Raw genomic sequence first — 23,177 nt, 5'->3', positions numbered from 1 at the left:
CAGATCCTCGTCGAGGCTCCCCCGGAGCTGAGTAGTTGATCGCGATGCCGGCCCACCGGGCTCGTGGTGACCGGTCGCAATTGACCATGAGGGTGGCGCTGGCGCACCCGGCAGCAGGCACCTGTCGTTCGGCCCGGGCCAACCGGCGCCAGGTAACCGCCACTCCGGGGAATCGTGGGACCTCGGCGGCGACCAGCACCGCCACCAGCACGGCGTCAGGGTGGGCGGCAGGCCGGATCAGCCTGCGGGCCTGCCGCCGTGCCGGGTCCGGCATCGCCGGCCGAACTCGGCCAGGACGGCCAGGTCCAGCGGGCTGCCGGCGGTGTGCTGTTCAAAGTGCCATTGAACGCCGAGTACGAACCGGTATGGCCGGTCGATGCTGATGGCTTCGACCGCACCGTCGGGCGCGATCGCTTCGATGTCGACGGTGTCTGGCAGCCGGGCGACGACCTGCGAGTGTTGGGAGTTGACCAGGAACTGATCGCCGGGTGGCAGACCGGGCAGGTCGGCCAGCAGGCCGCCGGGGGTGAGGGTGACCGGGTGGGCCGGGCCCCACCTGTCGCCGTTGTCATCCGGTAGCCGCCGGTGGCTGTCGGTGGGATCGGTGTCGCGCAGTTGTCCGCCGCTGTGCACGGCGATCTCCTGCATCCCCCGGCAGCTTCCGAGCACCGGCAGATCGGGCAGGTGCGCGGCGGCGGCGAGCAGCGCACCGGCGACGGCATCGCGGGCGCGGTCGTACTCGCGGCTCGGCTGGACCGGCACGGCTGCGTCGTAACCGGCTGGGTGCACGAAGGTAGGGCCACCGGGCAGCACGAGGCCGTCGAGGACGGACAGGACGGCGCCGGCGAGGTCCGGCTCGGCCGCCGGAATCAACACACTGGCAACGCCGGCGTGCCGGGCGAGTTGACTGACGACGGTCCTGTTGACCCGGGAGTAGGTAGTGCCGGTGGCGCTCTGGTTGCTACAGGCGAGCACGCCGACGACAGGCATGCTGCGTGCTGGTGTTCCCACGTAATCAGCCTCTCGCCCAGGTAAGACGTCGGTCACGAGCGCGTCGATGCCGGCACGGTCAGTGCAGCGTACGACGGACGGCGGCGACCGTGCCGCCGCCGGACGCCGTGGGCGTTACCGCAGCAACATCCCTACCCGCAGGTATCGACGGATTCCTCTACCATCGACCCGACGGGACCGTACGGGAAGATCGGGACACGAGGAAATCCCTTCTCTTCAACGCACCGGGCGAGATGAGGATCAGATGCGGTCATCGCAACCCCGCGAAGGAACAGCTCCGCAGCGGCAGGAACCGGCTGATCCGACACCGGAGCAACGGCGCAAGGCTCGGCAGATGGCAGCGGAGATTCTCCACAGCGATCCGGAACTACGCGCGCAGAAAGAAGCGACGGCAGATCACGGGACGTGGGCCTCGGTCGGGCCGGCTGTCCTGTTCGATGATTACAGCGCGATCCGGCTCATGAGTCAGATTTCATATCCCGACGGGTTTCAACTGAGAGCCCGGCTGCGCGCCGGAGACGGCGACGTCATCGTCTGTCGGCCACGTCCGCCATCCGGTTTCGACGAGTATTACTCAGGCCGTCTTCGACTGGGTGACCCGGTATGGCTCCATCCCGACTCCGGAGCGGACCTGTGCACGGCGGCCTGGAACGACAGCCGTACGTCGGCCGCCCTGGTCGAAGCCGCTCGCCGTGGCGCCTATCTGCATCCCTACCACGCGTGCGAAGCGGCATGGCAGCTCGCCGAGCGGCTGTCCCGGGCGGCGCACCGGCCGGTGCCGGTGCTCGGACCGCCGCCCCGGTTGTGCCGGCTGGCAAATGACAAGTCCTGGTTCCTCAGCACGGCCGCGGAGCTGCTCGGCGCCGAGGCGATCCCCCGGCTGCGGGTGACACGACGCTTCGCCGAGTTCCCGGCCGCAGTCCAGGAAATCTCCCGGCGCTCGTCCAAGCTCGCCGTACGGATACCAGATTCGGCCGGCGGCCTGGGAATGCGCTTCTTCGCCACCGACGCCCTGCGTCGACTCAACCGCAAGGCTCTCGCCGACTGGGCCGCCGACGTGTACCGCGACCTGGATCTGCGCGACGGTTCTCCGGTGCTGGTGACCGGCTGGGAGGAAACAATCGCCTCACCCAGCATCGAGGTCAGGATCCCCCCGGGGGAAGCAGCGGCACCGATCTGCGGCCGCGTCATCGATCAGCTTTTCACGGATCCCGAACGGTCCCAGTTCGGTGGCGGCGTCGCCGGCACTCTTCCGCACGAGATCGTGCGCCGCCTGCGCCGCCAGGCTTCGACGATCGCGGTACTCCTGCAAGGACTGGGATATGTCGGGCGGCTCTCGTTCGACTTCATCGTTACCGGCCGGTCCTTCGCGGACGCGGACGTTCGGGTCGTCGACTGCAACGCCAGGTGGAGCGGCGGCTCGGTGCTGAGCTCCATGGTGGACCGCCTCTTTCCTCACCACGGGCAACTACCGTACGCCTTCGGCTTCCTGCGGCACCCAGAGCTTCGCGCGGTACCGTTCCACGTCCTGATCGAACGATTGGATGACAGGCTATGGAATCCGTCCACCGGGCGCGGTGATCTGCTCGTGCACAACGTGGGTCATCTCGCGTCCTCCGGGCGGGTGGACATCGTGGTACTCGCCGACGATGCCGAAACGGCGCGGTGCCGTCTGGAGGAGCTGGCCAGAGCGGTGGCGGACGGAGCCGCCGCACTGCTGCATCGTTAGCGCCCGCCCTGAGACGGCGTCCCGGGGTACGGCTGTGGTTCAGGCCAGCGGTGCGGCCGGTGGCTGAGTCGGCGTGGACGCGCGCCGTATCAGCATGATGATCCCGCTCACCGCGATCACCAGCAACACCACCACCCCGAACGGCACGGCCAGCATGAAAGACCACCGCCAACTGAGCGTCCGCGCCAACAGCGCTCCAGCCACGGGTCCGAAACCCAGCCCCAGCACCACCGCGCCGGCGACGAGCGGCGCCGCCCACACACGCCGTGGGCCCGCCTGCGCGATCAGCACGGCCGTCACGCCCCAGGCCAGACCGGCCCCGAACCCGGCCACCGCGCGGCCGAGCAGCAGCGAGCCGCTCCCCGAGGCCAACGTGATCAGCACCGATCCGGGAACCATCAGGGCGATCGCGGGCAATCCGACGGCAGTCGGCCACCGTCGGCCGAGCAGAGCGCCGACCGGAACCGCCAGTAGCGCCGGCAACAGGTAGGCGACGAAGACCCAGAAGATCGCCGAGGCCGGCAGATCCATGTCCCGCCGCATCGCGGCCCATTCCGGCCCGACGGTGAGGGTGAGCAGGAAGGCACCCAGCGAGGCGGCGAGTGCGGGCCCGATCAGCAGCCAGGCCGGGCGTATGCCGGAGCGCGGGCCGTCTGGAGAAACCTGGTCGGCGGTGCCGGGAGAGGACGGGGTCACCCCGGGAGTGTACGGACGCGGTTCCGCGGCAGGCGAGGGTACCGGTGGTCGGCGAGGATCGGTCAGTTCGGTGTCACCGTCTCCGGCCGCCGTGCCCCGGCCCGGCCTGGGTGACCGAGGACTGCCGCCTACCCGTCGAGACGTGGCTGCGGGCCGGGCGCGACGCGCTGGTCCGGGAGCAATCGGAGCGTCACGGCATAGCGGCGACGGCGAAGCGCTGGACGTACCGCCGCTGCCAGGGTGTCTCGACGGCGTGCTTGTCGTAGTGCCGCCGGACGAACCCGACCGCCTCGTCCGCCGGTACCCCGTCGAGCACGGCGAGGCAGGCCAGCGCGGTACCGGTGCGCCCGCGCCCGCCGCCACAGGCCACCTCGACGCGCTCGGTCGCGGCGCGCTCCCACGCCTCGCGCAGCGTCCTCGCCGCCTGCTGACGGTCGCTGGGCAGCCAGAAGTCGGGCCAGCGCAACCACCGGCTCTCCCACCCGACCGGCGGTGGCGTGCGACCCAACAGGTACACGCCCAAGGTTGGCGGCGGCCCCGCCGGCAGGGGCCGGCGCAGGCCACGGCCACGCACCAGGCGCCCGGACGGCAGGCGCAGGATGCCCGCGACGGTGGGTTCCCAGCCAGTGATCGGCTCCATGATCAGATCGCTCCCGCAGTGTGAGGGGTACGTCTGGACGGCGATCATAGGAACCGGCTACGGGTGTGGTTTTCCGCACCCTACTGGTGGGGTTTTGCCGTTGCGGTCGGCGGTCCACCTCATGGCGGCAGCCTCGGCCGGTGCATAGCGTCGTCGGCATGGTGCTTTCGTCGCGTGCCTCGGTGCGTGTCGACCCGACCAGTCACCCGGCGGAGCACGGGCCGGGCCCACGCGCGGCGCGGACCCGGCCCGTGCCTGACCATCGCGGAATGAACCTTTTTCAACCTCCCCTTGCGGTCCGGCGGACGCAAGGTCGGCCGCGGTGCGTGAGCGCCGCGCGGTCCAGGTTGAAAAAGGTTCAATGATCAGGCCGCGGTGCGGCTCTGGTCGGTGCCCCGTTGCTCCCGCCGGGCGAGCAGCCCGAGCCGGAGGACGGCGGGCGGCCGGCCACCGGTTCCCGGCTCAGAAGTTGACGTCGGCGCACCAGTAGTAGGTCTGGTCGGAGTGGCTGGCCTTCCAGATGGTGTAGACGATGTGCCGACCGCTGCGCCCCGGCGCGCTGACGTTGATCGTGTTGGAGACGCCGTTCAGCACCGGGTCGTTCTCCCGGGTGCCGGCACCCGGCGCGTACCGGCCGGTTTCCCGGACCAGTTCGAGGTTGTTCCAGCCCAGCCGCTGGGTGAGCGGGTTGAACCCCTGCCGGGTGACGTAGATCCGGAAGTAGTCCGCCCCGTGCAGCGCCTGGTCGTGGACCTTGACACCGAAGTTGGCGCCGACGCTCGTGGCCTGCCAGTTACCCGGGTTGTCCAGCGCGGCGTACCGGATGCCGCCGGTCTGCCCGGCGCTGCACAGTTGTCCGTTCGGCACGGCGGCCTGGTGGTTGCCGGCGACGCCGTCGCGGTACAGGCCGTTCCAGTTCCACATGGCGTTCGGGTCGGCCTGCCAGGCCTGCCAGCACATCGGGTCCTGGGTGGCCATCGCCGGGTTCTGGAAGTCACTGCCCCAGCGCTTCCAGCAGCCGTAGTTGCGCGAGGCCGGGTTGATCGTCGAACCGTGGGCACTCGCGGTGTCCTGCGTGACCACCAGGGCCACGGTGAGCGCGACGGCCCCGGCCACCGCGAGAGCGACGAGCCGCAGGACCATCGCGGCGCGACGCCGGGCCGGGTTGAGTTGTTGGGCGAGTGAAGACATGGGAATCCCCAGACGTCGATTGCACGAGCGAGTACGCGGGAGGCTGCCCGGCGCTCCCGCACCAACCACCCGGCTCCGGCGGCGGTGCCCTGAAACAGAGATTCACATCGATGTATGCAGCTTGTCAATAGTTTAGAGAGCAAACTATCTCCGGAGGATCCAGAGCCTCCGAAGGTCGGTCACCGGTCTTCGGCGACGCCGACTCGACGCCCGACGACGAGGTGTACCCGGACCTGCGCATCCTGCCGGTAAACCCGCTCGGGTCCGAAGCGCCTGGCTCGGCCAGGCGCTTCACCCGCGAGGGCGAGCGAGCACTCCGTATCTGTTACGGTCGATGACGTGGCGACCCATCCGCAACCGCCACTGCTCCGAAGCATCTGCGACGGAGAGGAAGCACACCGATGAGTGCACTGTTCAACGCCCTGCGCGAACGGGTCGAGGTCAACGCGCGGCACGCGGTCGAGACGTACACCAACGAGGTCAGTGAGTACCAGGCGATGTCGCCCGGCGTCGACGACCGCATCGGGATGTACGACTTCGCGGTGTTCATCCGGCGCCGCTCGCTCGTCCTCGCCGCGGCCGAGCTGCCGCTGACCCAGGAGGACCTGGTGGGCATCGCCGCGGTCGGCCGCCAGCGGGCCGAGGTGGGACTGTCGGTGCCCTCGCAGCAGCAGGTACTCGGCCTGCACACCGCGATGATGGTGCGGGAGGTGCACGATCTGGCCCGCCCCGAGGACGTCACCGACCTGCTGCGGATGGTCGGCTGGCTCGGTACCCAGGGCGTCCGGGCTCGAAGCGCCTACCTGCGCGGCTACACCCGTGGCGTGGGTACCGCGCGGATGTTGTCGACGCGGCTGGAGATCCTGGCCCGCACCCTGCTCGCCGACGAGCCGGTGGAGCCGTTCGTCGCCGACCTGCGCCTCGCCGGGCGGTACCACATTTCGATCTTGAGAATGGCGCAGCCGGCGGCTCCGGAGACGCAGTCCGAGGTGGTCGCCGCGTTCGCCGCCGACCGGATCCCGGTGACCTGGCTCGCCGCCGACGAGCTCGCGGTGCTCACACCCGGCAGTACGCCAAAAGCAAGGATCCTTCAGCGGGTACGCCATGCGACGGCGCTGATCGGCCAGCCCTGCGGGGTGGGTTCGGCGGAGGGCGTGGTGGGCGGACTGGCCGAGGCGCTGGCGTGGGCCCGCGAGGCGAGCCGGGTGGCGCCGCCGCAGGACCGTCCGGACCGGTTGCCGGAGATCGCGGACCTGTTCGTGGAGATGGCGGTGGCGCGCACGCCGGCACTCGACGGGTGGCTGCGCAGCTACGCGAAGGCGCTGTCCACCGGCCCGGACCTGGTGGCGACGCTGCGCGCCTATTACGCCAACGACATGAACCGGACGAGCACCGCCACCGCGCTGCACATCCACCCGCGCACGCTGGACTACCGGCTGCGCCGCGTGCGCGAGGTCACCGGCATCGATCCCGGCTCGACCGTCGGGGTCCGGCTGCTGAGTGCGACGGTAGCGCGCACGCTCGCTGTGGCGCACTACGCGGACTGACAAACGTCCCCACGGACTTGCGCTCGGCTCACGAAGACGCGCCCCGTCCGGTGCCGAGACACTCTGCGCCATGTGGAGGAAACTCTTACGTGGCATCGCGGCGCCGGCCGTCGCGCTCGCAATGTTGCTGGCCGGGACCGCGCAACCGGCCCGAGCCAACGCCGACGGCATCAGCGGCCCGATCGTGGACGCGTCCCTGATCGCCTGGAACATCTACCGCTCGGGCAGCGCGACGCCGGAACAGATCGTCGAGTTCGTCCGGATCGTGACCGGCGCGCTCACCGGTCTACACAACGAGGTGAACGAGCACATCGACGGCATCGAGGCGGCCGAGGTGCTGGGGCACGCCGACTCGGTCAAGATCGACATGCTTGACTACCACAACTTCCGGGACAACGAGATCGTCCTGGAGATGTTCGCCATGGAGGTCGGCCGCTACGCGCAGAACGCGAGCAACAAGTATGGGGCGGTCGGAAAGAAGGCCAAGGACCAGATCGGCCTCGGCGCACAGGTGCTCTACCCGATCCTGCTGGCCACCCGCACCGATGCCGGCTGGACCGGCGGGCTCGGCGACATCGCGGCCGTGTACCGCCAGCTCAACCAGAAGATCGTGGCCGACCTGGAACCGACGTGCACCCGGGTCAGCGACCCCGAACCCATTCCGGGCCGGATCTACGTCCGTCACGAGTGCACGGCGGCCAACGGCCAGACGGCCTACGCCGTCGACCACAAGGTCGGCGACACCTGGCACAGCGGGCCGGTCAACCTGGAGAACCTCAAGCTCGAAGCCGCCAAGAACTCCAGCTGGGCGGCGGCCAAACACATCCTCGCCGGACAGGGACAGTAGGAGAGCAACGTGAGGAAACGACTGCGCAACTGCCTGATCGCCGCCGGCCTGGCCGTCGCGGTCACGGTGGTCCCCGCCGTACCGGCCCAGGCCGCGCCGCGCACCGGTGACGTGCGGGCCATGGTCTTCGACTGGACCAGCCTCGTCGTCGCGGTCGCCGGGCACCTGCTGTCCGGCGGCGGCTCCGAGGACGCCTCGCTGAAGGCGGCGGTCCAGCAGATCGTCGCTGCCGTCGAAGCCGCGAAGAACGACATCATCGCCCACACCGACCTGATCGCCAGCGCCGAGGTGCAGGCCTGCGCCCGCCAGCACACCATCGAGTTCGCCGACATCGAGAACATGTCGAACACGGTGCGGCAGCTCTGGGCGCAGAACGCGACGGGCTGCGCGACGCTGGCGACCGCGTACGTCAGCACCGTCCAGACCCCGCAGGCGGTCGACAACATCGGTCACGTCCTGCCCGCACTGTTCGCCATCGTGATCGCCGCTCGGGGCCGCGCCGGCCTGCCCAACGGCATCAACCTGGTCATCCAGGACCAGATCCGCAGCTACGAGGCGGTCGTCGCCAAGCTCACCCCGACGAACTGTGTGAAGAAGGGCCTCAAGGAGCCGGGCTTGCCGCGCGAGAAGTGGTGGGAGTGCACCGCCTATAACGGCGACTGGGGCCAGTCCCAGTGGGTCACCGCCCCGGCCGAACCCGTCCGCGCCCAGGCCGAGAACTCCGCCACCCGCAACACCAGCCGACCCACGGCCTTGTCCGCGCTACCCCAACTGCGCTCGTTGGGAGTCTGACCCGTTCTTCCCGGCCGCATGGTGTCGATCGACGCCATGCGGCCGGAGACGGCCCGGACACCGACGAGCGTTCCCCACCTCGCCCTACTTCGAGCCCGAGCCCTGGCCCCCAGCACGCCGACCTGGCGCGCTGGGGGCACCGTCATTGGACCTTTCAACCTGAACCGCGCGGCGCTCACGCACCGCGTCCGACCTTGCGGTTCGTCCGACCGGGCGTACTACCGGGCGCATTTCGACATCGTGCAGAACTACCTGGCCCGGCGGGTTCGGGAGCCGGAGCGGGTCGCGGACCTGACCGCCGACGTGTTCCTGGCCGCCATCGATGGCGCCCCCCGCTACCGGCCAACGAGAGGAACCGTCCGGGCCTGGACGTACGGCATCGCCCGGAACGTCCTCCTGGCTGATCTGCGGCGAACGTGAAAGGCGTGCCATCAGCCGGGTGGCCGGCCGGCGGCTGCCGGCACGGTCTGCGCGCAGCAGACCATACGTACTGACTTCTCCATGTCCGAAAAGGGCCTGGACAGCAACGGGTACGGCTTCATCGTCCATCCCGGCCGGCTGGATACGGACGAGCGGTTGGCGCTGACCGCGTATGCCATGGACAGCAGCGACGAGGTGGCCGCCACGCAGGTCAACATCGTTCCGCTCGACGAGGAACGTTGCACGATCGTCCCGTTGGGCGTTCCGGGCGAGAGCACCGGTCCGACCCCGACACCCGGCAGGTAGGCATCGGCAGCCCGGCCCGCAGCAGACGTGGGCGGCCGGGACTGGCGAACCAGTCCCGGCCGCCCACGTTGTGGCCGCAGGCGTTGCTACTGGTCGAGCGGCTCGACCCAGATGTTGCGGTACTGGACCGGGTTGCCGTGGTCCTGCAGCCGGATGGCGCCCGAGGCCGGACCCTCGGGCCGGCTGCCGCCGGTGGGGCCGAGGATCTCGACGTCGTCGTGCACCGTGACACCGTTCCAGACCAGGGTGACGCGCGCGTTCTCGACCTTGTTGCCGGCCGCGTCGTAGCGGGCCTGCCGGTAGACGATGTCGTACGTCTGCCAGCGCTGGGGCGGCAGCGCCGCGTTCACGTCGGGAGCCTTCTGCAGGTATATGGCTGCGGAGTCGTTGGTCTGCGGCGGGTCGATGCCGAACGAGTCCAGCACCTGGATCTCGTAGCGGTCCTGCAGGTACACGCCGCTGTTGGCGCGCGCCTGGCCGGTCACGTCCGGCGGGTACAGCGGCAGGTTGAACTCGACGTGCAGGCGGAAGTCGCCGAAGGCCTGCACCGTACGCAGGTCTCCGTTGCGCACCGTCATGGCACCGTCGGCGACCGTCCACTCTGGTTCACGCCCGTCGCTGTGCTGCCATTCGGTGAGCTCACGGCCGTTGAACAAGGTGATGCGCTTGCCGTGCGGCCGGACGGCGAGCACGTCGAGGTTCACGTGTCCGGAGTCCGTGGCCTCCTTACGGTATTCGATCACGTTACGGCCCTTGCCCAGGCGCACGCTCGTGGTGACCGTGCCCCACTCCTTCCAGGTCACGGTGGAGGGAAAGACCGTCTGCTCCACCCGTTCGCCGTTGACGTACAGACTGAGCTGCTTCTCGCCGGAGTAGGGGTTCGGGCCGTTGCTGTAGCGCATCGCCAGGTCGTACGTCCCGCTCGCCGGGACGTCGACGGCGATCCTGGTCGACGAGCCGTCCTGGGCGAACCCGGCGGCGAAGCCCGCACCGGAGTAGCCGGCGTGGTCGGTCGCCATGCCGACACCGGCGGTCCGGCCCTCCTCGGCCTCGAAGAACGTCTGCGGCTGCACCACGCGACCCGGAATCTCGTTGAGCGTGTACCAGGCCTCAGTGTTCCACAGCTCCTCGCCGTCGGCGGAGCTGAACGGGCGAGGTGAGCGCACGTGCACCACGCGGTTCTCCTTCAGGCCCGGGATCTTGAGCTTGACGGTACGGCGGTCCCGCGACAGCTCGGCCCTGGTGACGTCGAGCGTCTCCAGCTCCAGCTTGGGCCCGCCGTACTGGCTCGTCGCACCGTAGCGCCACTGCGTCACCTGGTAGGCATCCGCGAGTTCCTGCGCGGTCTCGGTCGACAGCGGCTCGGTGTACTCCAGCTCGAACCCGACATGCGACGCGCGCATCTGCTTGACCTCGAACACCGAGCTGCGGTTGGGCGTCAGCTTCTGCAGGCCGTAGGTGAGCTTGCCCTCCTGGCCCCAGTTGCCGCCAGCGCCCAGGCCGCCCACGTAGATCGCGCCGTCGGGGCCGAGGGCCACCTCGTTGACGCCGGACTCCAAGCCCTGCGTGTGCCGGAACACCGCGCCCTGGTACTGGCCCTCGATCTTCTCGAGGAACACGCGCTGCAGGCCGCCGTAGGTCACGTCGCCGACGACCAGCTGCCCCTGGTACGGCCCCTGCCGCAGCAGCACCGGGGTGGATGGCGAGTTGGCGATCTCGTTCTGCGGAAGCCAGACGATGGGACGCGTCACCGGCTCGTCGTCGAACGGGCCGGCCGGGGTGGTGTAGTGGTTGTAGAACCCGCCCTGCTTGATCTCGACCAGCTTGGACGCGGGTAGCCAGCCTCCCTGGTTGTCGGTGACGAAGACCTCGCCCCGGGGGCCCCAGCCGATTCCGTTGGGGGTACGCAGCCCTCCGGCGACGTACGTGATCTTCCCGGTCCTGGCGTTCACCTTGATCGAGGTACCCCGGTTCGGCGCGGGCTGAGGAACCGTGGTGGCGCCACCCAGGTTGATGGCGACCGACAGGTTGAGGTAGAAGTATCCGTCCCGATAGAGCAGGCCGAACGCGAATTCGTGGAAGTTGCCGCCCCACGGCCAGGTGGCGACCGTCCGGCGGCTGTCCGCGGCGCCGTCGCCGTCGGTGTCGCGCAGGGCCGTCAGCTCGTGCTTCTGGCTGACGTACACCGTGCCGCCGACCACGGCAACGCCCTGGGGTTCGCGCAGCCCTTCCGCGAACTTGCGGTAGGTCACCTGCTCGGGGCCGGTCCGGCCGGTGGCGCCCTCGACCACGTAGACCTCGCCGGTCGCGTTGTCGGTGCCGCCCCAGGTCGAGATCACCAGGTCGCCGTCGGGCATGAAGGCCATGCCGGTGACCTGTGGCTGGACCCCCTGTGGACGCAGGTCGGTAAGGGTGTAGCCGGGGTGCACCCGGTCGAGGGGCAGGCCGTCGCCGGCCGAGTCGGTGGCGCCCTCGCAGTACTTCCACCCCGGCGCCGTGACACGCACGACGCCCGCGTCGGTGCTCAGCGCGGAGGTCGGCACGAGCTCGAAGTGGTCGGTGCCGGGGACGCGCCACTCGAGCCGCAGTACCTGGCCGCCGCCGTTGTCGAAGAACTCGACGAACAACGGGTGCGGGCCGGCACTCAGGGTGACGGACCCTTCCGCGGAGGTCTCGCCGTGCAGACCGTCGTGGTCGACGACAACCTGGTCGCCAATGGTCAGCCGTGATCCGTCGTCACTGGTGAGCCGGAACGTGTAGCTGCCGTCGACGGGCGCGGCGAGGTTGGCGACGGCATGACTGATGAACCGGTCGGAGAGGCCGAACTCGTCGGTGGTGGACCAGTTGATCTGCGGCATGAGCTTGTCGACGTTCGGGGTCTGGGCCGGTTTGAGGGTGCACAGCGCCGACAGCGGGACGCCCATGTCGAAGGAGCGCAGGGTGACGCCGGGTTCCTGTGGCGGGATGTCGGCGGCGACGGGCGCGGCCATGGCCGGGGTGACGGTGGCGGCGGCAGAAAGGATCGCCAGAGCGGCACCCGCGAGCGCGGCTCGACCGCGCGGGTGCCGTCGGTTCGGAGCGGTCACGGTTCCTCCTGATGAGTGCGGATCCGGTAGGACAGCGGTCGGGCAGCTTCCTTCCGATGAACCGGTCGGATCGATCTCGCAGCACAAAAGATAGGTCGCTGACCGTACCACTTTGGATCAAGCCATCGAAACTTTCGGAGGAATGAGTAAAAGTCGCCCCAAGGTTCTTGTACCGACGTTATATAACAATGGTATGCTGCGGGTATGAGTCCTCGACCGGCCGATCCCAGGGTGCGTACGATGCTGGTCGAAGCGGCCGCGCGGGTGCTGGCCCAGGAGGGTCCCGCCGCGCTGACCAGCCGCCGGTTGGCGGCGGAGATCGGCTCCTCGACGATGGCCGTCTTCAGCCGGTTCCAGAGCATGGCCGAGGTTCGGCGGGCGGTCCGGGAGGAGGCGTTCGGCCGCCTCGACGCGCGACTCGACGCGGTGCCGGCCTCGGACGACCCGGTCGCCGACCTCGTCGCGGCCGGCGCGGTCTTCTTCGCCAGCGGCGTGGCAAACCATCACCTGTACCGGGCGATGTTCCTCGACCCCCCACCGGAGGACGACAACCTCGGCGCCGCGACCTACGAGCGGCTGGTCGCGGTGATACGCCGATGCGTGACCGCTGGTCGCTTCCCGGCTGCGCATGCGTCTCTGGTCCCGGTCTGGGCGGCCCAGATATGGAGCATGCGACACGGCATGGTCACCATGACGGTCGCCGAGCTCCTGCCGGACGAGCAGGCGCGGTTCGTCCTCGACGACATGACCTTCCGGCTGCTGATCGGCTACGGCGACGACCCGGCACGGGCGAGGCGGTCGATCGAGCAGGGAAATCGCGCCGCAGCCGCGAGTCAGACACATCCACAGTGAACCTTTTTCGACCTGGACCGCGCGGCGCCTACGCACCGCGTCCGACCTTGCGGCCCGTCGGACCGCAAGGGGAGGTGGAAAAAGGCTCAGGGAAGGGGAGCCCGATGCCGTCCGACAACAACACAGACAGCGACCGCCCCGCTCCGAAGGCGGCGACGACAACGGTGTGGGAGCGTACCGGCGGCCTGACCGGGCTGATCCAGTCGTCCCTGCCACCCACGGTGCTGGTGATCAGCAACTCGTGGTGGGGCCTGTACCCGGCGATAGCCATCGCCGTCGGCACCGGTGTGCTCGTCACCCTGGTGCGTGTGCTGCGTCGCCAGCCGCTGCGTCCGGCATTCGGCGGGTTCGTCGGCGTGGCGATCTCCGGGATCCTCGCCGCACGCAGCGGAGAGGCTCGGGACTTCTTCCTGGCCGACATCTGGTGGTACTTCCTGGCGTCCGTCGCCCTGGTCATCTCGATCGTGCTACGCCGGCCGCTGGTCGGCGTGCTCTGGAGCGCCATGCAGGGGGTCGGCTTGTGGTGGCGCCGGGACCGTCCGTCGCTGCGACGGTACGACATCGCCACCGCTGTGCTCGCGGCCGTGTTCGCGGCCCGGTTCATCGTGTTGCAGCGGCTCTACGCGCAGAACGAGGTCGGCTGGCTGACGGCCTCGAAGATCGCGATGAACTATCCACTATGGGCGGTGGCGCTGGTCGTCGTCGTCTGGGCCACCCGCCACGCGGACCACCGCCTCGGCTACTGCCGTAGTCGTTGACCCGGCGACCGGCCCGCCCCGGTGGCACGTAGGCGCACGCCAGCACGTCGTCCAGGGCCGACGCGCGGCAGCAGCACCCGGTCCAGCGCTGGAACCTCCCAGCCCGGCGAGCCGCTCCACCCGCACCTCGGCGGCCGCACCGGGCCGTTCGCCTGACACCGGGGCAGGAGTTCGCGGCGGCGGCCGGCTGTGGGATCCGGCCGCCGCCGGAGGAGGCCGGATCTCACGAGGAGGCGGCGGTGCTGGCGTCGGCGTAGCGCAGGACAGCGCCGACGCCGTGTTCCAGCGGGGCCTCGCCGGGACCGACCAGGACGAGACGGGCTCCGGTGCCGACGATCGCCCGCAGCAGCGCGGCGTCTGCGCGTACCTTCTGCGGTTCCTGGACGCCGGCGTCGCGCAGCGTCTCCTCGTCCACCGCGATCAGGCTCGGGTCGTCAGGGCCGATCCAGAGGGTGTCCGTGGAGGACGAGTCGTTGACCAGCAGTACGGTGTCGACCTGTCCGCGCTGGAGCGTGGAGACCAGGTCGACGAGGCCGGTGGCCGCGGCGTGGTCACCGCGCTGGGCCCGATACCGGTCGATCGTCTCCCGGACATGGCGAGCCGCCACGTCTGCGATGGCCTGGACCGTCACGTCGTCCAAGGCGTCGTGGTCGGCTCCGGCACGCCGCGAGCCGGCGTCGGTCCGTACCACCCTGTCCTGCCAGCGCTTGGGTAGTTGTTCGACGAACGTCTGCACTGCCCGCACGTCCCCGCCGAGGACGATCACCTCGGCACCGACGGACTCGGCCAGGTCGACCGCGGCGGCGGCCATGTCCCCCGCGTTGCGCTCCCAGGACTCCTCGGCAGCCCGTTGGTACCGGCGGTGCGACCACCCGCCGACCCGCACCTTGCGCAGTGGAAAATCTTCGCCGCCCTCGACGGTACGGCGCCGAGGCGCCCTGCCGACCGCGAGCCCCTCAAGGTCAGCTCCGGTACGGTCGGCGAGCACCCGGACGTAGGACACCTCCTCGCCCCGCTGGGCGAGCAGCGGCATCGCGTGGGGCAGCGCCTCGTAACGGGCCTCGTCGCTGGGCGGAGCTGCCGGCAGCGGCTCGACCATGACAATCTCGCCGGCCTGGGCGAACACCGCCAACCCGTACTGGCCGGGTTGGTTCGGCTGGTCCCGGAGGGCGCTGTCGATGGCGTTCAGGGTGCCCTCGTCGGCGCCCTGACCAGCCAGCCGGTCGCGGAGCGCGCGCCACCGCAGATCGACCTGGCGGTCGGCGTTCTCGACGGACCGGGTCGCGTCCAGGTAGACGGACGCCCACGGTCCCCGGCGGTCGAAGAGCGGACGCAGGAACTGCACATCCATGACAACCTCTTCTCTCATCGGTCTTTCCGGATACCCCTACCCCGGCGCTCCGGCCAGTCACACCGGTTCCGACTCCCGTACGTCTCGGATCGCCACCACCACACAGAGTGAACCTTTTTCAACCTCCCCTTGCGGTGCGGTGGACCGCAAGGTCAGACGCGGTGCGCGAGCGCCGCGCGGTTCAGGTTGAAAAAGGTTCAGTGCTGGTCATGCCGCCGAAGATCGACCCAACCGCCGCGCTGGCCGTCCGAGCGCGATCATGCTCGACCGTGCGCGGGGCAGGCAGGTTTGCTCGGATAGATATGGGGCATCGGAGAAAATGCCGGCCGACGCTCTGCACCCGCCGTTGCCGGCGCACGTGCAGCTCGAGATCACCTCGGCATGCAACCTGCGCTGCGTCATGTGCCTGGTGCGGTACCGGCCGCCGGTGAACAAGCTCGCCGGTGCCATGCGGCCGGAGCTGTTCCACCGGATCCTGGACCAGGTGCCCACTCTGAACCGGCTGACCCTCCAGGGACTCGGCGAGCCGCTCCTGTCGCCGTACCTGATGGAGATGATCATGGCGGCGGTCGCTCGGCGGATCGTCGTCGGGTTCAACACCAACGCCACCCTGCTCAACCGCCACCGGGCCGAAGAGCTGGTGGACAGCGGGGTCGACTGGCTCCATGTCTCGCTCGACGGCGCATCGGCAACCACCTACCAGGCCGTCCGCGACACGGCTGACTTCGACACCGTCGTCTCGAACCTCGCCGGGCTCGTCCGGGCCAGACGCGCTGCCGGCAGCAGCACCCCGTGGGTCCGGGTGGTCTTCGTCGCGATGCGCGACAACGTCGCCGAACTACCCGACCTGGTGCGCCTGCTCGGCCGCCTCGGCGTGGACGAGTTGCACGTGCAGAACCTGTCGCACAGCTTCTCGGACACCGACCCGACCGGCCGCTACCACGAGATCCGCCGGTTCACTGCGGAGCAGGCGCTGTGGACCGGGCAGGACGGCGACCGGGCGGCCGCCGTCTTCGACGAGGCGAGGCGGGTGGCGCGGGACCACCGGGTACGGTTGCGTCTGCCGCGCCCGGGCACGCCACCGGTGACCGGGGTGCCCGACGGCCGGGGCTGCTCCTGGCCCTGGGAGGCGGCCTACGTCACCAGCACCGGCGTGCTACAGCCCTGTTGCATGGTGATGGGCGACGACCGGGTGTCGCTGGGACGGTTGGCCGAGCAGAGCTTCTCCCAGATCTGGTACGGCGATGCGTACCGCGAGTTCCGCCGGCGTCTCTCCGGCGACGACCCACCCGACGTGTGCCGGGGTTGCTCCCTCTACCGGCACACGTTCTGACCTCGGACGTCAGGTTGCCCGAGCCAGTGCACCGCGCAGTACCGTGAGCGTCACCACGCCCGGATCGGCCTCCGACACGTCGGCAACCTGGTCGCCGCCGAGGTAGGCGTCACCGGCCATCAGCCCGGCGACATCGACCCGCAGATATCCGGTCGCCATCAGGCGTTCCGCCTCGCCGGCTGGCGCATCCGGCCGCACGTCGGTGCCGGGCTGCTGCACGGCGGAGACCGTCCCGACGGCTTCGCCTGCGGCGTCCACCACCGACATTCCCGGGTTGACCTGGGCGATGGGCAGCGGCTCGGTCGGCATGCCGGGCACGGCCGGCTGGTGCGGATGCATGCCTACCTCGTTCCCATGGCCTGCCAGGACGAAACCGAAGGTCTGTCGTCACTCCGCGAGCCATCGGCGAACCAGTGCGAGGTCTGCCCCGGTCAAGCCGATGTAGGGGTCGATGCGATGCAGCAGGGCCCGCGATGGATGCTCGGTCGAGACCCATCTCCGGTCGGCGTCGGTTATCTCGTCGTCCAGCCAGACGAACGGACGTCCGGCTGCCCACCGGGTCAGGTACATCGTCTTCCAGTGCAGGCCGGCCCGCGGCTCGTCGTCCGAGTCGGGCCATTCCACGACCGGCAGTTCCGGGAGGCCGATCCGCGGCGAGATAACGTCGTTGGCGTCCGCCATCCACGTCGTCGCCCAGACCAGCTGGCATCCCAACTCCAGGAGCATCCGCCCATCCTCCGGACGGAGCCGGTCAAGGAGCGGGTTCCCCGTTGTGTCGGGTGGACTCGACCCGGCGGGGCGTGCGGGACGTCCAGGGTTGGCGGGCCGTGCGACCAACGGGATCAGTGGTCCGTCCACGTCGAGAAAGATCAACGGACGGTGCGCCGGGCTCGACACCATGGGGTGAACCTACAACCACCACTCAACGCCGGCCGATCAGGCCAGACCCCTGTCTCTGCCTTTCTTGATCTTCCTGGTGTCGCGGAGTTCGACGAACGGCTCCTCGTCCTCAGGGTGCCCGCCGGCAATGGCGCGGCCACGGTGCAGTTCGGCGTCGAATTCGGCGCCGAGCAGCACCGCCAGGTTGGAAATCCACAGCCAGACGAAGAAGATGACGACGCCACCCAGGGTGCCGTAGGTCTTGTTGTAGGTGCCGAAGTTGGCGACGTAGAACGCGAACCCGGCCGAGGCGATGATCCAGACGACGACGGCCACCAGCCCGCCGGGGGTGATCCACCGGAAGCCGCCTTGGCGGGCGTTGGGCGCGGCCCAGTACAGGATGGCGAACATCAGGCTGACCAGCACCACCAGGATCGGCCATTTGGCGACGTTCCAGCCGGTGATCAGCGCCGAGCCCGCGCCCAGGGCGTCACCGACCCACTCGGCGAGCTTGCCGGTGAAGACGACCGTCAGAGCGCTGACCGCCAGCAGGATCCCGACCACGATGGTGACCGCGACCCGGATCGGCAGGGTCTTCCAGATCGGGCGGCCCTCGGGTACGTCGTAGATGGCGTTGGACGCGCGCATGAACGCGGCGATGTACCCGGACGCGGACCACAGCGCGACGACCAGGCCGATGACGGCGAACAGTCCGGCCGTGCCCTGCGCCTCGATGAGGTTGCGCGCCCCGGTCTTCAGGATCTCGCCGACCGGGCCGGGCGCGATCCTGCCCATGTCGTCGATCAGCGGTTGAAGTACCGAGTCGCCGATCAGGCCGAGCACCGAGACCAGGACCAGCAGGCCGGGGAAGATCGACAGCACCGCGTAGTAGGTGAGCGCGGCGGCCCAGTCGGTCAGGCGATCGTCGCCGAACTCGCGCACGGTACGCCGCAGGACGCCCCACCAGCCCCGTACACCGAGCTTGGTGGGCTGGTCCGGAGCCTGTCCCGCCCCGTGCGAGCCGGCCTGCGGCGCCGACGCGCCCCGACCCCCGCCGGTCGGTTCGCCGTCGGCGGTCTGGTGGTCGCGATAGGCGCGGTCGGTGCTGTTGTCCACCATCGCGGAGCCTGCCTCTCAGGTCTCGTAGCGGGCTGCCTCTACCGCGACCACCACCGCCGCAGCCGGGCACCCTTGGCCGCGCGGCGGCGGCGCACCAGCAGCACCGCTGCCAGGGCGGTGACGAGCCCGGCCAGCACGCCGACGTACTGCGCCGGCCGCTGTCGCGCCTTTCCGACGGTGCGCCGGGTGGCCTCCTTAGCCCGCACGGCGGTGACCTGGACGGCGTCCTTCGCGCCCGCCGCGGCCGCCTGGGCGGTATCCGCCGCTCGGTCCTTGACCTGCCCGGCTTGGCCCTTGACCTCGGCGACCTTTTCCTTGGCACGGGTCTTGACGTCCGCCCGCTCCGCCAGATGCTCGACGGTGTCGCCCAGCTCGGCCCGGGTCTGGGCGATGTCGGCACGGATCACGTCCGGGTCGTCCGTCGGCGGTACAGCCGGCACGCCTGTGGCCGTGGTGCGGGTATGCCCGCTCTTACCGGTACTCGTGCTCATCGGTGTGCCCTCTCCTTCATCTCATCGATGTCGGCCCTGACGCTGCGGACCGCTTCCTCGGGGACCGGAGGGCTGGCCTGCCGCACCTGCCGGCGGCCCACGAGGGCCAGCCCGGCGGCGGCGGCGAAGAGCACCACGGACACGATCAACGCGGCCAGCCAGCCGGGCATCGCCTCGACCATCGCGAGGATGACGCTGGCCAGCAGCGCCGCCACCCCGTACAGGGCGACCAGCCCGCCGCCGCCGAACAGGCCGGCACCGAGGCCCGCTCTCTGACCCTTCTCGGTCATCTCCGCCTTGGTCAGCGCCAGCTCGTCCCGGACCAGGCGCGAGATCTGCTCGGCGGCTTGGCGGACCAGTTCGGCGGTCGACGCCTGCGCGGGACCAGCCGGGCCGTCCCGGGTGAGGTCACTCATCTCGTCCGCTCCCTTCCGCTGACTGACGGATATGCCCCATCGAGGTCCTGCTCAAAACGACGGGCCGCCGTCGTTCGGGGCGACGCAGGCCCGGACGGACCGACGAGGCGACCGTCCCCGGAGGACGATCCGAGTCGGTTTGGTGGCCGATCCGCGAGCCGGCGCGCCGTGCTGACACCGCCGCCACGTGCCCGCAACGACGCCGACCGCCCAGGGAAGACATAGTCCACAATCTATTGGAGGGCCTCCAGCCACGCCCCTGAGCTGGGCAAAGAATCCTAGTACCAGCAACACACGTCGCGGCAACCACCGACGTTCATTTATCAACTTCCATGGATAAATCGGTTCAGGATCTGGTGTGCCGGTGCACGCTCGATTACCAAGGTGTTGCCGGACCGTCAACACCCGCGGTCCGGAGGGGCAGCCAGCCGGAGGCCGGTGCCACCGCCGGAGGGTCAGGGCCGGGGATGCGCCAGGACGGCACCAGAAGGCCCTCGGCCACCCGACCACAGAAACCAAACAGAAGGGACACAAAGTGAGACGGAGCAGGTGTTTCCTATCGCTCGGAATGTCACTCGCCGTCACCGCGGCAGCGGTCATGACCGTGGTGACCGGGACAGGCACGCCCGCCCAGGCGACACCGGTCACCATCACCAACGGCACGCAGTTCACAGACACCAGCGGCAACCCGCTACAGGCCCACGGCGGCGGCGTACTCAAGGTCGGCAACCACTACTACTGGTTCGGCGAAAACCGCAACCCGGACAACACCTTCCGCGCGGTCTCCGTCTACCGCTCCACGAACCTACGCGACTGGGAATTCCGCAACAACGTCCTCACCCAGTCATCCGCAACCGAACTCCAGGTCGCCAACATCGAACGACCGAAGGTCATCTACAACACCAGCACCGGCCGGTACGTGATGTGGATGCACAAGGAGAACGGATCCAACTACAGCGAAGCCCGCGCCGCCGTCGCCTCCTCGACCACCATCGACGGCACCTACACCTACCACGGCAGCTTCCGACCACTCGGACAACACATGTCCCGAGACATCACCCTCTACAACGACAACGGCACCGCCTACATGATCTCCGCCGCCGACGAAAACTACGACCTACACATCTACCGACTCACCGCCGACTTCCTCAGCGTGTCCAGCCTGGTCGGCAACTTCTGGAACGACGCTCACCGTGAAGCACCCGCGATGTTCAAGCGGGGCAACACCTACTTCCTCCTCACCTCAGCAGCCACCGGCTGGAACCCCAACCAGGCCCGGTACGCCACCGCGCCGAGCATCTCCGGCCCATGGACCGGCTGGACCAACGTCGGCGACTCCACCACGTTCCGATCCCAGCCCACGTTCGTCCTCCCGATCCAAGGCACCACCACCACCAGCTACCTCTACATGGGCGACCGCTGGGCCGGCGCCTGGAACGGACCGGTCAACGACTCCCAGTACGTCTGGCTACCGATCACCTTCCCCTCCACCACCAGCATGAGCCTCACCTGGTACCCGTCGATCACCATCGACACCGACACCGGCACCATCACCGGCCAGTCACCGCCCTACTACCGCATCACCGCCCGGCACAGCGGCAAAGTCATGGACGTGGTAAGCAACTCCACCGCCAACAGCGCAGAGGTCAAGCAATACGGCTGGAACGGCGGCGGAAACCAGAAATGGGAATTCCAGGACGCCGGCAACGGCTACTACCGGATCATCAACCAAAACAGCGGCAAATGCCTCGACGTCGCCTCCGCCTCCACCGCCGACAACGCGAACATCGTCCAGTACACCTGCGGCAACGGCACCAACCAACAGTGGCAATGGATCACCACCGGCAACTACCACCAACTACGAGCCCGACACAGCGGCAAATGCCTCGACGTGGTCAGCGCCGGCACCACCGACGGCACCGACATCACCCAATACACCTGCGGCAACGGCACCAACCAACAATGGACACGCACCCAGTCGTGACCCCTGGACGGGCGGTCCGGGTGCCCACGGCGACGAACCCTGGCCGCCACGGGCGCCACGAACGCAACGCCGACTGCCACGGGGCCGTGACCTGAGGTAAAGCCGGGGAATCGCCCCACCCATCGCATGTTCGTCTATGTCAGTTTCTGACCGTTGGTTCGATAAATGGCGCGACAGTTCACATTGGATTAAACACATGTTGCTGGGGCGTCGCGGCCGCCGGCACGGTCGCCGCCAGTCCGAGTCGGCGCACCGGCGCACACCGAGCGGGCAGCCACGCACAAGCAGGACGGCACGGATCCGCCGTACTTGGCAACAGGATCCCCGTGAGGAAGGACGAGACCTTGGCGATCCAACAGGCCATCAGATCGGTCGAAACCATGAACAACACTCGACATGATGAGGTATCGACGTCCCGTCGGCGATCACTGAACCTTTTTCAACCTCCCCTTGCGGTCCGGCGGACCGCAAGGTCGGACGCGGTGCGTGAGCGCCGCGCGGTCCAGGTTGAAAAAGGTTCACTGGGTCGCATCCTCATCGGCGCTCTGGCCGCGGTGACGCTGATTCCGGTCGCCGCCGTCAGCGGCGCATCACCGGCCAGTGCGGCCACCAACCAGTTCAGAGGCATGAACTGGGCCGTGCTGGGTGACAACTTCAGCACCGGCCCGCTCGTCGTCCAAGGCCTGAGCCAGTCCGACAGCAACGCGACTGTGCGCGCCAAGGCCAACGCCCTCTACGACGACATGGCGGCGATGGGGGTCAACACCGTCCGGCTGCCCATCAACACCCACACCGTCGGCACGACATGGTGGAACAACTACCGGGGCGCCATCGATGCCGCCACCGCCCGCGGGTTCAAGGTCATCCTCGCCTATTGGGAGGACGGCGCCGCCTCCGGCGGCAGGATCACGAACATCGCTGCGTGGAACACGATGTGGTCCCGCGTGACCAGCACCTACGGCTCCAATACCAACGTCTACTTCGAGCCGATGAACGAGCCCCACGGCTACAGCTCGGCGGACTGGCGCAACGTCGCGGCGAACTGGCTCAGCTACCACTACTCGGCGGTGCCCGGCCGGACGCTCATCGGCGGCACCGGCTACAGCCAAGACCTACGGGACGTCTGCAACGACAGCCGCTTCAGCGGAACGTTGCTGTCCTTCCACCACTACGCCTTCTTCTACGGCGCGATGACGTACGACGCCTTCCGAAGCCACATTCAGACCCGCCTCGGGAACTGCGCCTCCCGCGCGGTCGTGACCGAGTACGGCGCGCCGATGTCCACCGGCCTCGACTACGCCAACGCGAGCAGCACCGACAACTTCGTGCGTCACATTCGCGCCATCACACAGGTCATGCGTGACAATCAGATGGGCGGCACCTACTGGCCCGCGCTCGGCGGCAAGCCCACCGGAAGCCTCGGCTACGACCATTACTCGATGTTCGCCCTGAGCGGCAGCGGCACCAATCTCAACCTGACGGTCCGCAATGCGTCCGGCCGTGACCGCGTCCGGTACGGCTGGGGACTATGAATCGGCCCCACGCCGCACCTGTTGAACGAACCAGCACTCCCGGAATGGCCGCCGACGGCGGCTTCGCAACACCGGTACCACCCAGCAACGGTCAGGCCCGCCCGTCCAACGGTCGCCTCCACCTGATTGAACCTTTTTCAACCTGGACCGCGCGGCGCTTACGCACCGCGTCCGACCTTGCGGTCCGTCGGACCGCA

At 69.0% G+C, this 23,177-nt stretch carries 22 protein-coding genes; 11 read left to right on the top strand and 11 right to left on the bottom strand.

Going from position 1 to position 23,177, the window contains the following annotated elements; genetic code table 11:
* Positions 1-237: 237 nt before the first annotated feature.
* The gene (locus ACSMXO_RS18555) at positions 238-990 is read right to left on the bottom strand and encodes a gamma-glutamyl-gamma-aminobutyrate hydrolase family protein (protein ID WP_455418719.1); all 753 of its coding nucleotides are present in this window, start codon (positions 988-990) and stop codon (positions 238-240) included.
* A gap of 355 nt (positions 991-1,345) precedes the next feature.
* Here ACSMXO_RS18555 and ACSMXO_RS18550 point away from each other — a divergent pair, with 355 nt between their 5' ends.
* Positions 1,346-2,740, top strand: coding sequence for a hypothetical protein (locus ACSMXO_RS18550; RefSeq protein WP_455418718.1), 1,395 nt, complete (start codon positions 1,346-1,348; stop codon positions 2,738-2,740).
* 39 nt (positions 2,741-2,779) lie between these two features.
* Here ACSMXO_RS18550 and ACSMXO_RS18545 read toward each other — a convergent pair whose 3' ends face one another.
* The 3 genes from ACSMXO_RS18545 to ACSMXO_RS18535 all read right to left on the bottom strand — a co-directional run bounded on the left by ACSMXO_RS18545 (position 2,780) and on the right by ACSMXO_RS18535 (position 5,267).
* Positions 2,780-3,436 carry an MFS transporter gene (locus ACSMXO_RS18545; RefSeq protein WP_346261487.1) on the bottom strand — a complete coding sequence of 219 codons (657 nt, stop codon included), beginning with the start codon at positions 3,434-3,436 and terminating at the stop codon, positions 2,780-2,782.
* Between the two features lie 190 nt (positions 3,437-3,626).
* Positions 3,627-4,076, bottom strand: coding sequence for a protein-tyrosine phosphatase family protein (locus ACSMXO_RS18540; protein WP_346261488.1), 450 nt, complete (start codon positions 4,074-4,076; stop codon positions 3,627-3,629).
* 462 nt (positions 4,077-4,538) lie between these two features.
* Positions 4,539-5,267, bottom strand: coding sequence for a lytic polysaccharide monooxygenase auxiliary activity family 9 protein (locus ACSMXO_RS18535; protein WP_346261489.1), 729 nt, complete (start codon positions 5,265-5,267; stop codon positions 4,539-4,541).
* A gap of 401 nt (positions 5,268-5,668) precedes the next feature.
* Between ACSMXO_RS18535 and ACSMXO_RS18530 the strand changes: the two genes are divergently transcribed.
* The 5 genes from ACSMXO_RS18530 (at position 5,669) to ACSMXO_RS18510 (ending at position 9,179) form a co-directional block, all read left to right on the top strand.
* Positions 5,669-6,814 (top strand): PucR family transcriptional regulator, encoded by a 1,146-nt coding sequence (locus ACSMXO_RS18530; protein WP_455418717.1) that lies wholly within the window; start codon positions 5,669-5,671, stop codon positions 6,812-6,814.
* Positions 6,815-6,884: 70 nt separating this feature from the next.
* A complete protein-coding gene (locus ACSMXO_RS18525) occupies positions 6,885-7,661 on the top strand; it encodes a hypothetical protein (RefSeq protein WP_455418716.1) in 777 nt (258 codons plus the stop codon).
* A 9-nt stretch (positions 7,662-7,670) separates the two neighbouring features.
* Positions 7,671-8,453 carry a hypothetical protein gene (locus tag ACSMXO_RS18520; RefSeq protein ID WP_346261492.1) on the top strand — a complete coding sequence of 261 codons (783 nt, stop codon included), beginning with the start codon at positions 7,671-7,673 and terminating at the stop codon, positions 8,451-8,453.
* Positions 8,454-8,471: 18 nt separating this feature from the next.
* Entirely contained in the window at positions 8,472-8,873 is a 402-nt protein-coding gene (locus tag ACSMXO_RS18515; protein WP_455418715.1) for an RNA polymerase sigma factor, read from the top strand.
* 81 nt (positions 8,874-8,954) lie between these two features.
* Entirely contained in the window at positions 8,955-9,179 is a 225-nt protein-coding gene (locus tag ACSMXO_RS18510) for a hypothetical protein (protein WP_455418714.1), read from the top strand.
* Positions 9,180-9,265: 86 nt separating this feature from the next.
* Here the strand turns inward: ACSMXO_RS18510 and ACSMXO_RS18505 are convergent, their stop codons facing one another.
* Positions 9,266-12,265 carry a family 16 glycoside hydrolase gene (locus ACSMXO_RS18505; RefSeq protein WP_455418713.1) on the bottom strand — a complete coding sequence of 1,000 codons (3,000 nt, stop codon included), beginning with the start codon at positions 12,263-12,265 and terminating at the stop codon, positions 9,266-9,268.
* 204 nt (positions 12,266-12,469) lie between these two features.
* Here ACSMXO_RS18505 and ACSMXO_RS18500 point away from each other — a divergent pair, with 204 nt between their 5' ends.
* Entirely contained in the window at positions 12,470-13,117 is a 648-nt protein-coding gene (locus tag ACSMXO_RS18500) for a TetR/AcrR family transcriptional regulator (RefSeq protein ID WP_346261496.1), read from the top strand.
* A 104-nt stretch (positions 13,118-13,221) separates the two neighbouring features.
* A complete protein-coding gene (locus ACSMXO_RS18495; protein WP_455418712.1) occupies positions 13,222-13,875 on the top strand; it encodes a DUF3159 domain-containing protein in 654 nt (217 codons plus the stop codon).
* Positions 13,876-14,098: 223 nt separating this feature from the next.
* Here ACSMXO_RS18495 and ACSMXO_RS18490 read toward each other — a convergent pair whose 3' ends face one another.
* Positions 14,099-15,226, bottom strand: a complete 1,128-nt coding sequence (locus ACSMXO_RS18490) for a baeRF2 domain-containing protein (protein ID WP_455418711.1) — start codon at positions 15,224-15,226, stop codon at positions 14,099-14,101.
* 319 nt (positions 15,227-15,545) lie between these two features.
* On the opposite strand from ACSMXO_RS18490, the gene ACSMXO_RS18485 reads away from it, so the two are divergent.
* The gene (locus ACSMXO_RS18485) at positions 15,546-16,559 is read left to right on the top strand and encodes a radical SAM/SPASM domain-containing protein (protein WP_455418710.1); all 1,014 of its coding nucleotides are present in this window, start codon (positions 15,546-15,548) and stop codon (positions 16,557-16,559) included.
* A 9-nt stretch (positions 16,560-16,568) separates the two neighbouring features.
* On the opposite strand, the gene ACSMXO_RS18480 is transcribed toward ACSMXO_RS18485, so the two are convergent.
* The 5 genes from ACSMXO_RS18480 to ACSMXO_RS18460 are packed head-to-tail and all read right to left on the bottom strand — an operon-like array spanning position 16,569 to position 19,464.
* On the bottom strand, positions 16,569-16,898 hold the full coding sequence (locus ACSMXO_RS18480) for a hypothetical protein (RefSeq protein ID WP_455418709.1): 330 nt from the start codon (positions 16,896-16,898) through the stop codon (positions 16,569-16,571).
* A 48-nt stretch (positions 16,899-16,946) separates the two neighbouring features.
* The gene (locus ACSMXO_RS18475) at positions 16,947-17,459 is read right to left on the bottom strand and encodes an HAD domain-containing protein (protein ID WP_455418708.1); all 513 of its coding nucleotides are present in this window, start codon (positions 17,457-17,459) and stop codon (positions 16,947-16,949) included.
* A gap of 36 nt (positions 17,460-17,495) precedes the next feature.
* Positions 17,496-18,557 carry a YihY/virulence factor BrkB family protein gene (locus ACSMXO_RS18470; RefSeq protein ID WP_346261502.1) on the bottom strand — a complete coding sequence of 354 codons (1,062 nt, stop codon included), beginning with the start codon at positions 18,555-18,557 and terminating at the stop codon, positions 17,496-17,498.
* A 38-nt stretch (positions 18,558-18,595) separates the two neighbouring features.
* Positions 18,596-19,048 carry a DUF3618 domain-containing protein gene (locus ACSMXO_RS18465; RefSeq protein ID WP_455418707.1) on the bottom strand — a complete coding sequence of 151 codons (453 nt, stop codon included), beginning with the start codon at positions 19,046-19,048 and terminating at the stop codon, positions 18,596-18,598.
* On the bottom strand, positions 19,045-19,464 hold the full coding sequence (locus ACSMXO_RS18460) for a phage holin family protein (protein ID WP_455418706.1): 420 nt from the start codon (positions 19,462-19,464) through the stop codon (positions 19,045-19,047). Before ACSMXO_RS18460 ends, ACSMXO_RS18465 begins: the two co-directional genes overlap by 4 nt.
* 598 nt (positions 19,465-20,062) lie before the next feature.
* On the opposite strand from ACSMXO_RS18460, the gene ACSMXO_RS18455 reads away from it, so the two are divergent.
* Entirely contained in the window at positions 20,063-21,448 is a 1,386-nt protein-coding gene (locus ACSMXO_RS18455) for an RICIN domain-containing protein (protein ID WP_455418705.1), read from the top strand.
* A 326-nt stretch (positions 21,449-21,774) separates the two neighbouring features.
* Positions 21,775-22,980 carry a glycoside hydrolase family 5 protein gene (locus ACSMXO_RS18450; RefSeq protein ID WP_455418704.1) on the top strand — a complete coding sequence of 402 codons (1,206 nt, stop codon included), beginning with the start codon at positions 21,775-21,777 and terminating at the stop codon, positions 22,978-22,980.
* Positions 22,981-23,177 lie beyond the last annotated feature (197 nt).

The sequence above is a fragment of the Plantactinospora sp. DSM 117369 genome, from assembly GCF_053764795.1.
The sequence above is the reverse complement of the archived record's forward strand: the minus strand, read 5'-3'. Positions and strand labels throughout refer to the sequence as shown.

Coding starts and splice junctions, on each gene's coding strand:
- ACSMXO_RS18515 (WP_455418715.1), top strand. CDS start 8,472: ATGGTGTCGATCGACGCCATGCGGCCGGAGACGGCCCGGACACCGACG.
- ACSMXO_RS18530 (WP_455418717.1), top strand. CDS start 5,669: ATGAGTGCACTGTTCAACGCCCTGCGCGAACGGGTCGAGGTCAACGCG.
- ACSMXO_RS18465 (WP_455418707.1), bottom strand. CDS start 19,048: ATGAGCACGAGTACCGGTAAGAGCGGGCATACCCGCACCACGGCCACA.
- ACSMXO_RS18540 (WP_346261488.1), bottom strand. CDS start 4,076: ATGGAGCCGATCACTGGCTGGGAACCCACCGTCGCGGGCATCCTGCGC.
- ACSMXO_RS18490 (WP_455418711.1), bottom strand. CDS start 15,226: ATGGATGTGCAGTTCCTGCGTCCGCTCTTCGACCGCCGGGGACCGTGG.
- ACSMXO_RS18475 (WP_455418708.1), bottom strand. CDS start 17,459: ATGGTGTCGAGCCCGGCGCACCGTCCGTTGATCTTTCTCGACGTGGAC.
- ACSMXO_RS18470 (WP_346261502.1), bottom strand. CDS start 18,557: ATGGTGGACAACAGCACCGACCGCGCCTATCGCGACCACCAGACCGCC.
- ACSMXO_RS18555 (WP_455418719.1), bottom strand. CDS start 990: ATGCCTGTCGTCGGCGTGCTCGCCTGTAGCAACCAGAGCGCCACCGGC.
- ACSMXO_RS18510 (WP_455418714.1), top strand. CDS start 8,955: ATGTCCGAAAAGGGCCTGGACAGCAACGGGTACGGCTTCATCGTCCAT.
- ACSMXO_RS18535 (WP_346261489.1), bottom strand. CDS start 5,267: ATGTCTTCACTCGCCCAACAACTCAACCCGGCCCGGCGTCGCGCCGCG.
- ACSMXO_RS18500 (WP_346261496.1), top strand. CDS start 12,470: ATGAGTCCTCGACCGGCCGATCCCAGGGTGCGTACGATGCTGGTCGAA.
- ACSMXO_RS18495 (WP_455418712.1), top strand. CDS start 13,222: ATGCCGTCCGACAACAACACAGACAGCGACCGCCCCGCTCCGAAGGCG.
- ACSMXO_RS18525 (WP_455418716.1), top strand. CDS start 6,885: ATGTGGAGGAAACTCTTACGTGGCATCGCGGCGCCGGCCGTCGCGCTC.
- ACSMXO_RS18480 (WP_455418709.1), bottom strand. CDS start 16,898: ATGCATCCGCACCAGCCGGCCGTGCCCGGCATGCCGACCGAGCCGCTG.
- ACSMXO_RS18455 (WP_455418705.1), top strand. CDS start 20,063: ATGACCGTGGTGACCGGGACAGGCACGCCCGCCCAGGCGACACCGGTC.
- ACSMXO_RS18485 (WP_455418710.1), top strand. CDS start 15,546: ATGCCGGCCGACGCTCTGCACCCGCCGTTGCCGGCGCACGTGCAGCTC.
- ACSMXO_RS18460 (WP_455418706.1), bottom strand. CDS start 19,464: ATGAGTGACCTCACCCGGGACGGCCCGGCTGGTCCCGCGCAGGCGTCG.
- ACSMXO_RS18550 (WP_455418718.1), top strand. CDS start 1,346: ATGGCAGCGGAGATTCTCCACAGCGATCCGGAACTACGCGCGCAGAAA.